We start from the raw sequence: 13457 nt of genomic DNA, 5'->3' as shown, positions 1-13457 counted from the left end.
AACTGGCTCCTATATGCCGGTCAGAGGTGGCTCTATTGTGGCGGTCAGTGACAGGTGTGGGGGCGCTTGCTGCGGTCGTGGCGTTGCGAGGGGGTGTAGCGGGCCGCCTGCACTATTTCGTGGCTCGATCAGGTGCTTCGTCGCCATACAATCCGTGCCCCCGGCGCCGCCTTCAGGCATCATGTCGGCCCTTACCGCTCACGGGGAAGCGCCGGGGTCTTTCCGCGTTTCCTGGCCCCTTTGGGGGGCCGGCCCGGCATCGCCCGGCCCCGGAGCCTAGAACAACCCGCCCACAAAGGCCCGATCATGTACCCCATCAACGACATCGACGCCCAGCTGCTGCTGGCTACCCTGATTGCTTCCAAGCGGCGCCCGGCCGAGCTGGTGGAGATTGTGGCGGCGGCCGATGTGCTGGGCTGCCCGGTGACGTCGGGCAACCTGTGGGCAGAATCCTTCCGGCGTTTTGCCACCCATGATCTGATGGTGGCGGTGGATGGCCGCTACACCCTCACGCCCGCGGCCCTGGCGCTGGGCGAGAAGCTGCCCAAGAAGGCGGATACCGCCGAGCGGGTGTTTCTGGTGCGCGAGCGCCTGTCGGAATACACGCCGGCCGAGAAGACCGCGTCGATCCCCATGAGCGTGGAGCAGATGGAGGCCGCCATGGCCGAGCACGCCGCCAATGCCAAGCAGGGCGGCAAGAACCTGCTGATGCCCAAGCCCAAGCTAACCGAAGAAGAAGAACAACGCCGCCGCGGCCCCCATCGCCGCTTCGGCGGCCGCGGCCGGGGCTGATCGCCCCGCGCGCGGCCTGATGGTTCAGGGTGCTTCGCTGCCCTGCGCCACCCACCAGCGCCGTCCGTTCCAGTAGAGCAATACGTCCGGCCCGGCTTCGGTGCCGAGCAGCACGCCATCGCCTTTCCAGCGGCGGGAGAGGTGCGCTGCAAAGCACTTCACCCCAATTTCGGCTAACGAGATCGGGGTGAAGGGATGTAATAAAGTCAGATTGATCGAATTAACAAATTTTTATTTATAGCGCAGACGCATTGTTTTTCTCCGTCGTTCGCAGGGCGTCAATTTTTTCCTTAGCGCCTGAACTAGCGTTTTGCTCTAGCTCGTTCATCGCCTCCACAAGTGAACCAGCACGATGGTAATCTTGCACTGCGGCTATAGCCTGACCTAGGGTATAGTCCGCCGGCGATTTCTGCAAATCAAGCAGCAAATTCTTTTTTACCTCGGCTCTTCTCCCGGTCATGGTTGCGTAAATAGCAGTTCTTGCCTGTTTAGAAAACAACTCTTCATCAAAAATTGCTTTTGTTCCCGTTAAAAAAGTAGCAGCCGCCGAGAACGCTGTTTTTACTGATTCCACTGACGAAACAGTAGAGGCAGTGGTAAAGAGCAGATTATAGAACCTTGATCCGCTATCGATTGAAGCTCTACGAATGAATAGCCCATCCCTTACTTCAGAGAAAAGGTAATCAGAGATCGATATGAGATCATAAGCCACCTCATTTCTTAACTTCTTTGCGTCATCATCGCGCCCCTCGCGAACCAAATTTCTAAAATCCAACTTACGCTCTTCCAAGTATTTTGAATCGGGGCCGAAGTACTTATCAGTTACAGTCTTAAAGTAAGACTCTTGGAAAAGCTGTCGTGGCTCTCCGCTATACTGACGCTTTTGCTCATCCAATGTCGTACAGCCAGACAAAGAGAGCAATACATAAAGCATAAAAAGGGTGATTATTTTCATATCCTCCTCCTCCCTATCAAGCTTGAAAAATTTGTTTTCCAAGGCACGCCTCGGCATGTAAACTCAGATTTACGACAGCTTAATTAACGCAGCATCACAAGGTGGCGGCTTGCCAATGCATCCCATCTGGCTTACTCCAACGTCCACCCCATACCCACCCTTCCTTAGCAAATGCCTCAAGAACCTGAGGAATCAATGCAAAATTCGGAGTGTCATCTCCGAACGCGTTTCTCGATGAGTCAAAGTCAACTGCACACCCCCAACTGTGCATCGATAGTCGGCTTGCTCCACGCATCAACCTAAAGTTATATCCTCCAGCATAAAGATTCATACCCCATTCATTGATCTTACTCTGGCTCATCTCGGAGGATTTCCAAATCTCATCGAAAATTTTAGCCAAACTATCCGCGCAACGGCGATGAATTCGAACACCGCTGCTTACTGGCATAAAATCCCATGCCGTCACTAGTTTCCAAGGGGTCTTGACTCGAACAAGATTTTCGGACTCCCATTTCATACTTGGCCCGCCATTCCTACCTCTCGGATTTCCATAGAAAGAGTCGACGTCGTTTTGATGCGGCCAGCTATTCATATCGCCTCCAATTTTTATGGACAATGAATTTCCTTTTTATGATAGCCTGCAACCATAGTCAGCAGGGATCACCAAGGTTCGTAAACTGAATATAGAAAAGTATTCTGCATATACAAGACAACTTTCACTTCCCGATGCAACGCTGCCCGCGTACCCCACGCCTCCCTGTTGCTAAATACAGCGACTTGTTGTTTCACCGAGAGACCCACCATGCGCTTTGGAATACTAGGACGGCGCTACTCACAGGCATGATTGCACTCCTCAGCGCTCAACCCGCCCACAAAGGCCCGATCATGTACCCCATCAACGACATCGACGCCCAGCTGCTGCTGGCTACCCTGATTGCTTCCAAGCGGCGCCCGGCCGAGCTGGTGGAGATTGTGGCGGCGGCCGATGTGCTGGGCTGCCCGGTGACGTCGGGCAACCTGTGGGCAGAATCCTTCCGGCGTTTTGCCACCCATGATCTGATGGTGGCGGTGGATGGCCGCTACACCCTCACGCCCGCGGCCCTGGCGCTGGGCGAGAAGCTGCCCAAGAAGGCGGATACCGCCGAGCGGGTGTTTCTGGTGCGCGAGCGCCTGTCGGAATACACGCCGGCCGAGAAGACCGCGTCGATCCCCATGAGCGTGGAGCAGATGGAGGCCGCCATGGCCGAGCACGCCGCCAATGCCAAGCAGGGCGGCAAGAACCTGCTGATGCCCAAGCCCAAGCTAACCGAAGAAGAAGAACAACGCCGCCGCGGCCCCCATCGCCGCTTCGGCGGCCGCGGCCGGGGCTGATCGCCCCGCGCGCGGCCTGATGGTTCAGGGTGCTTCGCTGCCCTGCGCCACCCACCAGCGCCGTCCGTTCCAGTAGAGCAATACGTCCGGCCCGGCTTCGGTGCCGAGCAGCACGCCATCGCCTTTCCAGCGGCGGGATAGGCGCGGCCAGTCCTTGATGGCGGGGTCGCTGCGCAGCAGCAGTCTGATGGGCTTGTCGTCTTCTTCCCAGATGGGCGTGGCAAAGAAGCGCTGTTTCTGGATGAGGTCGCAGTGCTTGCCGTGGGCGATCACGATGGTGAAGAGGCCCGGCTCAAAGCGCCGCCGAAAGCCCGACCAGGGATCGGACGCCCGATCGGCCACCGGGCTTGATACCGTGCCCGGCGGCAGCACCCACAGGCGGTCGGGCTTGCCGTCGCCGTCGAAATCTCCCTCCCATACTTTGGCGGGTTGGCCGTTGTAGGTGGGCGGTCCGGCGTCGCACAGGCTGGGGGTGGCAATGGCGGCGCCGCTGGCGGCAAGACTTGCGATGAAGGCCAGCGCAAGCCGGCGGGGGGCAAAACTCATGGGGTGGCGAGCCTCGTTTTCCAGTCGTTGAGGAAGGGTGTCGGGTCGATGAGATCGGTGCGGCGCATGAAGGGTACGCCATCGCGGCGCTTTGCGGAGGTGTCGGCAGATTTCTGGCTGAGGCTGCCGCTGGCATCGCCTTTGTACATCTCGAGATGCAGCATGGCGCTGGGCACGTTGATGCCAATCAGCAGGCCCACCTTGGCAATCGGCTGGCCGATCTTCACGGTGTCACCCTTGCGCAGGGTGCAGCCGGGCTTGATCTCGCCGTAGCGCAGCACGAAGTCGCCGTGGTCGATCTCCAGGGCGTCGGTTTCGGCGTAGAAGGCGTAGGGGTCGCGCAGCACCACGCCATCGCGCACCGCGTAGATGGTGCGGCCCACCGGGGCGTAAAGATCGCAGCCGGCGTGGGCGCGCTTGCCGCCGTTGCGGTTTGATCCGAAGGATCGCGGCGAGTGGGTCCAGTCGGCCGTGGCGGGCTGGGCGAAGGGAAAGCACGTGTCGCCGGGCGGCGGCACGCTCACGCTGCCCTCCACCACCGCAGCAAGGCGCTGCCAGGTGCGACCGCCGGGATCGATGCGGCCATCGACACCAAAGCCCGAGAGGCTCTGGAAGGCGCGGATCGCCTTGACGGTACCGGACGAACGCGGCGGACGACCGATAGCGCCATCCACCCCACCGGGGTTGATCTCCGGCCGCCCGAGCAGTTGGGCGGCCTGGGTAAGCAGCTGCTGGACGACGGTGACATCCGGTGCGAGGTTCTTGGCGCCCTTCTCCCATGCGCCAACCGATGCGGTGATTTCCATGATGGGTTCTCCAGGGTTTGGGCATCAACAGCAAAGGACTGCATCGCCCCTGCTGTTTAGCATAGTCGCTGACGGCAGCTTTTTGATGCACGGCCTTGCATGTCATGCAGGTCCTGTAGGTCGGACTTCAGTCCGACAACCGCACGTCAATCCGGCCGTGATGTCGGACTGAAGTCCGACCTACAGGATGGTGGTGGGGTGAGCGTCGTCCGGCACGCGTGGGCCTTGTTGCGGGGCGGTGAGGCGCCGTGGCTGATCAGGCACAGCCCTGTAGGTCGGACTTCAGTCCGACAGCGGTGCGTCAATCCGGCCGTGATGTCGGACTGAAGTCCGACCTACAGGATGGTGGTTGGGGGAGCGTCGTTCAGCACGCACGGGCCTTGTTGCGGGCGGTGAGGCACCCGGGCTGATCATGCACAGCCCTGTAGGTCGGACTTTAGTCCGACAGCGGTGCGTCAATCCGGCCGCGATGTCGGACTGAAGTCCGACCTACAGGATGGTGGTGTGGGGAGTGTCTTCCAGCACGCACGGGCCTTGTTGCGGGCGGTGAGGCACCCGGGCTGATCTGGCACAGCCATGTAGGTCGGACTTCAGTCCGACAACCGCGCGTCAATCGGGCCGCGATGTCGGACTGAAGTCCGACCTACAGGATGTTGATATCTGTGCGAAAAAAAGCCCGGTCATTGCTGACCGGGCCGTGGCGCGCTGGGAGGAACGCGCTTGAGGTAAACGTGGTGGGCTTATTCGGATCTGGCGATCATGAAGTCGACGATTAGCTTGACCTCGTCGTCCTTCAGGGCCGGGTTGCCGCCCTTGGCGGGCATGGCGCCCTTGTTGCCGTTGAAGCCTTCGATGGCGTGCTTGTAGAGGGTGTCCTTGCCCTGGGCGATGCGCGGGCCCCAGTCGGCCTTGTCGCCGAGTTTGGGTGCGCCGGCAACACCGGTCTGGTGGCACATGGCGCAGGTCTTCTTGAAGAGGGCTTCGCCCTGGCCACCGTCGGCGGCAACCGCGGCAACCGGCGCAGGTGCCGGCGCGGCGGCGGCGGGTGCGGCAGCGGGCGCTTCGGTCTTGGGGGCTTCAGACTTGCCGCAGGCGGCGAGCAGGCCAACGAGGATCAGGGGGAGCAGTTTCTTGGGCGACATGGTTTCTCTCATGATGAATCGGGGTGAGGCGCATGGTATGCGGCCAGGCCGCCGCGCCTCATTGACCCGAATCAATTGCCGCATTGCGCCTCAGAAACGCACCCGCACGCCCGCCGTAAGCGTCCGCGGCTGCGACAGCGTGCGGTTGTAGGGCTGGTTGTAGGCGTAGGTGTTTTCGGAATAGCCGCGGTCGAAGAGATTGACCACGCTGCCAAACACATCGACGGATTTCTCGAGCGCGTAGGTGGCGCTGGCATTGACGATGGTGTTGGCGCCCTGCCCGAAGCGCATGGTGCTGCTGTTGCTGGTGGTGTCGAGCAGCATCGCGCCGATATAGCGGACTTCGGCAAAGGTGCGCAGGCGTTCAAGGGGTTTCCAGTTGGCGCCCAGGCTGGCGAGATCCTTGGGCACGCCGGCCAGCTGCACGCGCAGCGGATCGGTGACGATGCCACCGTGGCGGGTGAGATAGGTTTCGGTGTGGGTGTACCAGCCATCCAGGCTCAGGTTGTGGTTGATGCGCCAGCTGCCGGAGAGCTCGATGCCGTGGGAGCGGCCGTCCTGATCGTTTGTGTAGTAGCGGGCCGAGCCACCGCAGCCGGGCAGCGCCGCGCCGCCGCAGATGAGCTGCACCTGGGCCGGCGCGCTACCGGCCTTGGCGGTGTAGGTGGCGATCATGTCCTTGATGTCGTACATGAAGTAGGTGGCCGAGAGGCTCAGCGGGCCCTTGCGGTAGTCGCTGCCCACTTCCCAGCCGGTGAGGGTTTCGGGCGCCAGATCGGGGTTGGCGATGGTGGTGCTGGTGCCGGTGCCGAAGGTGCGCGTCAGGTTGTTGAAGCCGGGCGCGCGGAAGGCCTTGTAAGCAGCGGCGCGCAGGGATGCGGCGTCGGTCAGCTCGTAGCGCAGCGCGAGGCTGGGGTTGAAGGCGGTCTTGTCGCTGGCGGGCAGATCGCCCCCGGTGGTGACGCCGGCGGCGGTGGTGCGGGTGTTGGCCCGGTCGCTGATGCGCCAGGTGTCGTAGCGGGCGCTAAGGGTGATCTCCAGCGGGTCGATGGGGAAGACGCGGGTCTGGCCGAAGAGGCCGGTGAAGGTCTGACGGCCTTCGCCGGAGGTGGTGCTGTTGAAGTTGCCTTGCGGGTTGGCGGGCGATCTGGGCGTGGTGTAGAAGTATTCGGTGTCTTCGGCCTTGAGGCCGCGGTAATCCACGCCAGCATCGAAGCCCGTCCATTTGCCCGACAGGCGCTGGCTGTAGGTGAGCGAGGCGCCCTGCTCCTGGTAACGCTGGTGTCCGTACTGGGTGTAGAACTCGACGACGTTGGAATTGACGCTGGCTGGGGTGAGGCTGGCGCTGTTGCTGTTGAGGCAGCTCGTGCCGCCCTGGTAGTAGCAGGTGCTGCCGTTGTACTTCTCGAAACGCACCTGCTGGGCCCAGGCGTTGGCGCTGAGGCTGCTGGTGCCGAAGGCCTTGGTGAGATTGGCGGCAAAATCCGGGCTGCGCTGGACGTTGCTGCCGTTCTCGTAGCTGATGTCCTGGTCCTGCACGTGGTAGCCCAGGCGCACGAAGCCCGACAGATCCGCCGCGGGCTTGAAGTAGGTGGTGAGCTGGACGTTGCGGTTCTCGGTGACCACCGCGCCCTTGTGGGGGAAGCGCCACAGGTATTCGGAGGGCGTCGTCTGGTAGCCGTCGGTGTGGTAGATGTCGGCGGCGAGGTGGAAGCTGAGGGCTTCGGACACCGCAAAGTTCTTCGATACCGCCACATTCACCGTGCCGCGGCTGCCCACCGACACCACGGCCTCGCCAGCGTTGTCCTTGACGCGCTTGCTCACCACATTCACCACGCCGGCCACGGCCATGTTGCCCCACAGGCTGGAGTTGCCGCCGCGCACGATCTCGACGCGCTCGATGTTGGAGAGGGGCAGCTTGAACCACTGGGTGGTCATGTAGAACGGATCGTGGATGGGCACGCCATCGAGCAGCACCAGCACCTTGGAATTGCCCAGGCCGCGCATCTTGGTCTGGTGGCCGGTGGGATCGGACTGGCTGGCCGGCACGCCGGAGAAGTTCATCCCGGGGATGTTGCGCAGCAGCTGGTCGAGGGTCTGCGCGGGGGATTCCTCGATCTCGGTGCGGGAGATCACGGTGGTGTGGAGCGGCATCTCCTCGACGCGGGTTTCGCTGCGGCTGGCGGAGATGGTCACCGCGTCGAGCTCGCGCGGCTCGGCATTGTCGGCGGCCAGCGCGAAGGGAGAATTCATCAATGCAATTGCGATGGCCAGCGGCCGGAGGGTGGTGTTCATGCCAGCTCCTATTTGTTCTTATTGGGGGTTTCAATTACAGGACTATTGGCAGGATTATCGACGCGACACTGCGACAGGCCGGTGCGGCATATCGCCACACCCGTGCCGCAGCGCGGCTGTAAAACACTGATTCACAAGACTTTGATGATGAACGCCGGGCAAGAGAAGGATGGACGCCACCCACCCCGGCGGCTACCATTCATTTCCTCGGCCAATCCGGATTCGGAAACGCCAATTAACATATGAAAATAGAACCGGAATTGATCTGAAATAAGTCGATGATTAAATCTGCGCTGATTGAAATCCGTTCCGTGCTGGGCGCGAGCCTCGTCGCCGTCGCGATGGCGCTGCCGCCCCACACCTTCGCCCACGACGCGGCGATGCACGCTGCGCCCACCAAGGCCACGCGGGCCGAACTCGCCACCGCCGCAGCTTTTGGCCCGGATGGCCAGCTCTACGCGGTGAGCAAGAATGGCGGCCACCTTCAGCTCATCCGCAGCCACGACGACGGCAACCACTGGAGCGCACCGCTGCGGGTGAACGCCCAACCCGAGCCCATCGCTGCCGATGGCGACAGCCAGCCGCGCATCGCCTTCAACCGCGATGGCGACCTGCTGGTGAGCTGGACCAAGCCCCTGCCCCGCCCCTACACCGGCGAGATCCGCCTCGCCCGCCTGCCCGTCGGCGCTGCCGCCTTCGATGCGCCGATCACCGTGCACCACGACCGGGCCGAGATCACCCACCGCTTCCAGAACATCCTCGCCGGGCCCGATGGCCGCATCACCGCGGTGTGGATCGACAAGCGCGACCAGGAAGCCGCCAAGGCGAAGCGGGAGCCCTACCGGGGCGCGGCGATCTACGCGGCCGTCTCTACCGATGGCGGACGCAGCTTTGCACCCGAGGTGCGGGTCGCCGATCACTCCTGCGAGTGCTGCCGCATCGCCCTCGCGGCCGACCGCGACGGCGCGCCCATCGCCCTGTGGCGCCATGTGTTTGCGCCCGACGAGCGCGATCACGCCATCGCCCGCCTGAAGCCGGACGGTTCGCCCGAGCGCGTCGACCGCGCCACCTTCGACCGCTGGCGGGTGGATGCCTGCCCCCACCACGGCCCGGCGCTGGCGGTGGATGAGGCCGGCACACGGCACGCCACGTGGTTCAACGTGAAGGACGACGAAGGCCGTGTCTTTTACGGGCGGATCGGCGTGAACACCGTCGAGGGGCAGATTCCGGTGGGCGGCCCGCGGGCGGCCCACGCCGACATCGCCATCGCAGGCGGCGTGCTGGCGATTGTCTGGAAGGAGTTCGACGGCGAGCAGAACCGCCTGCGGGGGATGCGCTCCACCGATGGCGGGCGCAGCTTTGAAACCTTCGAGATCGCCGCCACCGCCGGCGCCGCCGACCAGCCCCGGGCGCTGGTGAAGGGCGGCAAGCTCTACGCCTTCTGGCGTCAGGCGAACGAAGGCTTCCGGCTCTATCCGCTGCCCTGAGCGCCCGCCACCCAACCCAACGGCCTGCCTGATCCAATGATGAAATCCGCCCTCGCCGCCCTGCTCCTCGCCCTCGCCACCAGCGCAGGCGCGGCCACCGACGCCGGCAGCTTCACCCTGCTCGACCGCCACGCCGCCAGGGCCGTGACCGCCCCGCGCAGCGACGCCCGCCCGACGGTGGTCGCCCTGTGGGCATCCGACTGCGCCTATTGCAAGCAGAACCTGCACACCCTGGCAACACTCGCCAAGGCCAACCCGCAGCTGCGCATCGTCACCGTGGCGGCGGAGCTGCCCACCGCCGACACCGGGCCGGCGATCAACAGGACCGGCGTGAAGAGCGAGCGCCTCGCTTACGGCGACGATGTGCCCGAAGCCCTCGCCTACGCCATCGACCCCAACTGGCGGGGCGAGCTGCCGCGCACTTATCTCTTCGACGGCAAGGGCGGCATGCAGGCCCGCTCGGGCGTGATCGACGCGGCGGGCTTCAAGGCGGCGCTGGGGCTGAGGTAAGCGTCAGCGCGAGCGGGCCAGATCCACGTCGGCCCCATTGCGCTCGTCGGTGTAGGGCGCGGTGAGCACCGGCTGGCTGCTGGCGTGGCAGCTGACGATCACGTTGGAGAGCGGCTTGTCCCGGTGGAGCACCTCCACCCCGCAACGCCCGAAGACGCTCTCGATGGTGGCCAGCAGGTTGCGGGCGTAGGGCGTTTCCAGCCGCCCGTCGAGGATCAGGTTGGCGAGCAGCACGCCCTCCGGCGCCAGCACGCGACGGGCGTCGTGCCAGAACTCCCGGGTCACCAGATGGCCGGGAATCGACGTGTGGCTGCTGAACACATCCACCACCACCGCGTCGAAGCGCCGCTCGGTGCTCTTCACGTAACGGCGGGCGTCATCCACCACAAAATCGCCACGGATCGGCCCCCTGAGGAAACGCGTCTCGGCGATCTCGCGGATCTGTGGGTCGATATCGACGAAGGTGTAGCGGTTGAAGGTTTCCCGGTGCGAGAGGGTGAAGCCGCCGGCGCCCAGCACGAGGATGTCCTTTGCCTTGAAGCCGAGGTCTTCCAGCAGGATGCGGCGCAGGTGGGTGACGTACTTTGCGTAGCGTGGCGGGTCGTCGGCGTCGATCAGCGAGGCCAACGAGTTGTTCACGAAGAAGGCCCGGGCATCGACGCTGCCGGGTAGCGCCACCGGGGTCACGGTGTAGTCGGCGTAGGGCGTGTCGTGCACCTCGGTGGGCGGAAAGACGTTGATCGCCACCGCGCCGGCCGACGCCAGCGCAGCACCGGCCCAGCCCCGCCAGCCGGGCGCCGCCAGCCGCAGGCTGCCCAGCGCCAGCAGCAACGCGCACACCAGCACCGCCGCCGACACGCCCAGCCACTGCATCACCCCCAGCGACAGGCTCACCGAACCCAGAAAGCTCCCCAGCGTCGACCAGTACAGCGCGTAGCCACTCGCCTCGCCGGCGCGCATGTGCTTCATCAGGTTGGTGAGCACCGGCACCGTCTGCCCCAGCAGCCACGCCAGCGGGCACAGCACGCCGCCGATGAAGATCAGGTAGGCCACGCCGGCCGGCTGCAGGTGGGCGAACAGGCCATCCACCGTGAGCCGCGCCAGCCCGAGCCCGGCCAACACCGCCGAGATCAGAAAGTTGCGCGCCACCACCTGGGTGAAGCGCTCGCTCACCTTCGCGCCGGACGCGTAGCCCAAAGCCAGCGCCAGCAGAAAGAAGCCGATAGTCGGCGCCGTGACCACGATGGCGCTGCCCACGTGGGGCACCAGCCGGCGCAGGGCGATCACCTCCGCCCCGAGGGAGCAGAAGCCTTCGATGAAGACGATCAGGTAGAGCAGGTGTCGGGGCATGGCGGGCGATGCATGCAGGTTCGGCGGGCCGCCATTATGACGCCCGCCGGGGTCAATCCGCCCCGGCCAGCGCAGCCTGCCATGCGGCCACCATCGCCGGGTTGAAGGCCTGATGTCCGCAGCCATCAATCCACACCAGCCGGCTACCGGGTATTGCAGCGTGAAGGCGCTCGGCGTTGGCGGGCGGGCACACCTGGTCGTCGCGGCCGTGGATCAGGGTGACGGGCAATCCGCCGAGCGTGCCGCAGCCGGCCAGGCACTGAGCCTCGTCCAGAAAGCACCCGGCCGCCAGGTAATGGCCCTGCAGCCGGTACTTGCGCGCCAGACGGTCGAGCTCGTCTGCCGGCAGATCGGGCAAGCGCGGCGCGGTAGGTTCGGCCACCGCGGATTCGTAACGCGCCCAAGCCAGCGCCGCGGCACGGGCGACAGCCGGATCGGGGCTGTCAAGGCGACGCATAAGCGCGGCCAGCAGATCGCTCCGTTCGCCCTCCTCCACGCCCGCCGCCAGCGCCTGCCAGGCCGCCGGGCAGTGCTCGGCGAGATCCTGGAAGAACCACCGCACATTGCCCATGCCCGGCAGAAAGCTGCTCCGCAGCACCAGCCCTGTCACCGCCTGCGGGTACGCCATCGCGTAGGCCAGCGCCAGCGTCGCCCCCCACGAGCCGCCCGTCACCCGCCAGCGGGCGATGCCCAGATGGGCGCGCAGGAGCTCGATGTCGGCGATGAGGTGGGCGGTGGTGTTGGCCCGCGTCTCGCCCGCTGGCTGCGACTGCCCCGCCCCGCGCTGGTCGAAGGCCACGATGCGCTGCCGGGCCGGGTCGTACAGCGACAGCAGACGCGGGCTGCATCCGCTGCCCGGCCCACCGTGGAGCACCAGCACCGGCTCGCCAGCCGGGTTGCCAGACACTGCTACCGCCAGCAGATGACGGTTACCCACCGGCAGGAGAAACGAATCGTCGTGCTCAGTCATCGGGGCGACACCGGAATCATGATTTTCGTGAGGCGCGAGTATGCCGCCCTTCGCAACAATCCGTCTCACGGCTGCGCCATTCCGGCGGGCCGCACTCAATCAACAATTGGAGACAAGACATGACCTGGACCACCCCCCAAGCCTGCGATCTGCGTTTCGGTTTCGAAATCACGATGTACATCGCCGCCAAGTAAGCCACCCCGCGTTTGCGGCCCGGCCCCCCGGCCGCAAACGCCCCTCAGGGCATCGCCATGTTCATCCGAGTTCTCGGCTCCGCCGCCGGCGGCGGGTTTCCCCAGTGGAACTGCAACTGCGCCAACTGCCAGGCCGTGCGCGCCGGCGAGCCCGGCTTTCTGCGCCGCACCCAGTCGTCCATTGCGGTGAGCGCCACCGGCACGCGCTGGACGCTGGTCAATGCCTCGCCCGACATCCTCCAGCAGTTCCAGGCCTTCCCCGGCAGCTGGCCCGCCGAGGGGCTGCGCGGCTGCGGCGTGGAATCCGTGGTGCTGGTGGATGCCCAGATCGACCACACCACCGGGCTCTACATGCTGCGGGAAAAAGGCAGCCCGTGGCCAATCTGGACTACCGACCCGGTGTATGAAGACCTGACCCGCGGCAACCCGATCCTGCATCTGCTCGAACACTACTGCGGCGTTAGCCGCCAGCCGATCCCCGCAGACGGCGCGCACTTCCACCCGCAAGGCGCCGAGCGCCTCGACTGGCAGGCCCTGCCGCTGGTCTCCGCTGCGCCTCCTTACTCGCCCCACCGGGGCGCGCCGGTGCCCGGCGACAACGTGGGGCTGGCGATCGCCGACCCCGCCACCGGCCGCCGGGTGTTCTACGCCCCCGGCCTCGCCGAGATCGACGACGCGCTGTTTGCCACCATGGCCGAGAGCGACTGCGTGATGGTGGACGGCACCTTCTGGACCGACGACGAGATGATCGCGATGGGGCTCTCGAAGAAGCGCGCCCGCGACATCGGCCACCTGGCCCAGAGCGGCCCCGGCGGCATGATCGAACAGCTCGCCCGCCTGCCCCGGCATGTGCGCCGCATCCTCATCCACATCAACAACACCAACCCGATCCTCGATGAAGCCTCGACGGAGCGGGCCATCCTCGCCGCCGCCGGCATCGAGGTCGCCTTTGACGGCATGGAGATCGAACTGTGAACGCCCCCCAACCCTGGACGCCCGAAGAATTCGAAGCCCAGCTGCGCGACAAGGGCGCGGCCTA

The 13457-nt window shown here is 64.7% G+C and carries 15 protein-coding genes; 6 read left to right on the top strand and 9 right to left on the bottom strand.

Annotated features, from left to right (window positions below; translation table 11 throughout):
* Positions 1 to 306: 306 nt before the first annotated feature.
* Complete coding sequence (locus Q0672_RS05955) at positions 307 to 792, top strand: hypothetical protein (protein WP_284188446.1); 486 nt, start codon at positions 307 to 309, stop codon at positions 790 to 792.
* A gap of 24 nt (positions 793 to 816) precedes the next feature.
* On the opposite strand, the gene Q0672_RS05950 is transcribed toward Q0672_RS05955, so the two are convergent.
* The 3 genes from Q0672_RS05950 to Q0672_RS05940 all read right to left on the bottom strand — a co-directional run bounded on the left by Q0672_RS05950 (position 817) and on the right by Q0672_RS05940 (position 2264).
* Positions 817 to 954: a hypothetical protein gene (locus Q0672_RS05950; protein ID WP_298620718.1), complete on the bottom strand. Its 138-nt coding sequence runs from the start codon at positions 952 to 954 to the stop codon at positions 817 to 819.
* A 73-nt stretch (positions 955 to 1027) separates the two neighbouring features.
* Complete coding sequence (locus Q0672_RS05945; RefSeq protein WP_298620716.1) at positions 1028 to 1747, bottom strand: hypothetical protein; 720 nt, start codon at positions 1745 to 1747, stop codon at positions 1028 to 1030.
* 94 nt (positions 1748 to 1841) lie between these two features.
* Positions 1842 to 2264, bottom strand: a complete 423-nt coding sequence (locus Q0672_RS05940; protein ID WP_298620714.1) for a M15 family metallopeptidase — start codon at positions 2262 to 2264, stop codon at positions 1842 to 1844.
* A gap of 323 nt (positions 2265 to 2587) precedes the next feature.
* On the opposite strand from Q0672_RS05940, the gene Q0672_RS05935 reads away from it, so the two are divergent.
* On the top strand, positions 2588 to 3118 hold the full coding sequence (locus Q0672_RS05935; protein WP_298620712.1) for a hypothetical protein: 531 nt from the start codon (positions 2588 to 2590) through the stop codon (positions 3116 to 3118).
* Between the two features lie 24 nt (positions 3119 to 3142).
* On the opposite strand, the gene Q0672_RS05930 is transcribed toward Q0672_RS05935, so the two are convergent.
* From Q0672_RS05930 to Q0672_RS05915, 4 genes are all read right to left on the bottom strand, one after another.
* Positions 3143 to 3664, bottom strand: coding sequence for a hypothetical protein (locus Q0672_RS05930; protein ID WP_298620710.1), 522 nt, complete (start codon positions 3662 to 3664; stop codon positions 3143 to 3145).
* Complete coding sequence (locus Q0672_RS05925) at positions 3661 to 4470, bottom strand: peptidoglycan DD-metalloendopeptidase family protein (protein WP_298620708.1); 810 nt, start codon at positions 4468 to 4470, stop codon at positions 3661 to 3663. The genes Q0672_RS05930 and Q0672_RS05925 overlap by 4 nt, the downstream gene beginning before the upstream one ends.
* Before the next feature lie 740 nt (positions 4471 to 5210).
* On the bottom strand, positions 5211 to 5612 hold the full coding sequence (locus tag Q0672_RS05920) for a c-type cytochrome (protein WP_298620706.1): 402 nt from the start codon (positions 5610 to 5612) through the stop codon (positions 5211 to 5213).
* Between the two features lie 90 nt (positions 5613 to 5702).
* Complete coding sequence (locus Q0672_RS05915; RefSeq protein WP_298620704.1) at positions 5703 to 7907, bottom strand: TonB-dependent receptor; 2205 nt, start codon at positions 7905 to 7907, stop codon at positions 5703 to 5705.
* 278 nt (positions 7908 to 8185) lie between these two features.
* On the opposite strand from Q0672_RS05915, the gene Q0672_RS05910 reads away from it, so the two are divergent.
* Together Q0672_RS05910 and Q0672_RS05905 are read left to right on the top strand one after the other, a co-directional pair.
* Complete coding sequence (locus Q0672_RS05910; protein WP_298620702.1) at positions 8186 to 9394, top strand: exo-alpha-sialidase; 1209 nt, start codon at positions 8186 to 8188, stop codon at positions 9392 to 9394.
* A gap of 39 nt (positions 9395 to 9433) precedes the next feature.
* The gene (locus Q0672_RS05905; protein ID WP_298620700.1) at positions 9434 to 9904 is read left to right on the top strand and encodes a hypothetical protein; all 471 of its coding nucleotides are present in this window, start codon (positions 9434 to 9436) and stop codon (positions 9902 to 9904) included.
* A 3-nt stretch (positions 9905 to 9907) separates the two neighbouring features.
* Here Q0672_RS05905 and Q0672_RS05900 read toward each other — a convergent pair whose 3' ends face one another.
* Complete coding sequence (locus Q0672_RS05900) at positions 9908 to 11254, bottom strand: fused MFS/spermidine synthase (protein ID WP_298620698.1); 1347 nt, start codon at positions 11252 to 11254, stop codon at positions 9908 to 9910.
* A 52-nt stretch (positions 11255 to 11306) separates the two neighbouring features.
* A complete protein-coding gene (locus Q0672_RS05895; RefSeq protein ID WP_298620696.1) occupies positions 11307 to 12224 on the bottom strand; it encodes an alpha/beta fold hydrolase in 918 nt (305 codons plus the stop codon).
* Between the two features lie 119 nt (positions 12225 to 12343).
* Between Q0672_RS05895 and pqqA the strand changes: the two genes are divergently transcribed.
* Together pqqA and pqqB are read left to right on the top strand one after the other, a co-directional pair.
* Positions 12344 to 12418, top strand: a complete 75-nt coding sequence (gene pqqA / locus Q0672_RS23500) for a pyrroloquinoline quinone precursor peptide PqqA (protein ID WP_139379539.1) — start codon at positions 12344 to 12346, stop codon at positions 12416 to 12418.
* 57 nt (positions 12419 to 12475) lie between these two features.
* Complete coding sequence (gene pqqB / locus Q0672_RS05890) at positions 12476 to 13393, top strand: pyrroloquinoline quinone biosynthesis protein PqqB (RefSeq protein ID WP_298620694.1); 918 nt, start codon at positions 12476 to 12478, stop codon at positions 13391 to 13393.
* The last annotated feature ends 64 nt before the right edge of the window (positions 13394 to 13457 follow it).

It is taken from the genome of uncultured Zoogloea sp. (assembly GCF_937894855.1).
Classification (GTDB): domain Bacteria; phylum Pseudomonadota; class Gammaproteobacteria; order Burkholderiales; family Rhodocyclaceae; genus Zoogloea; species Zoogloea oryzae.
The sequence above is the reverse complement of the archived record's forward strand: the minus strand, read 5'-3'. Positions and strand labels throughout refer to the sequence as shown.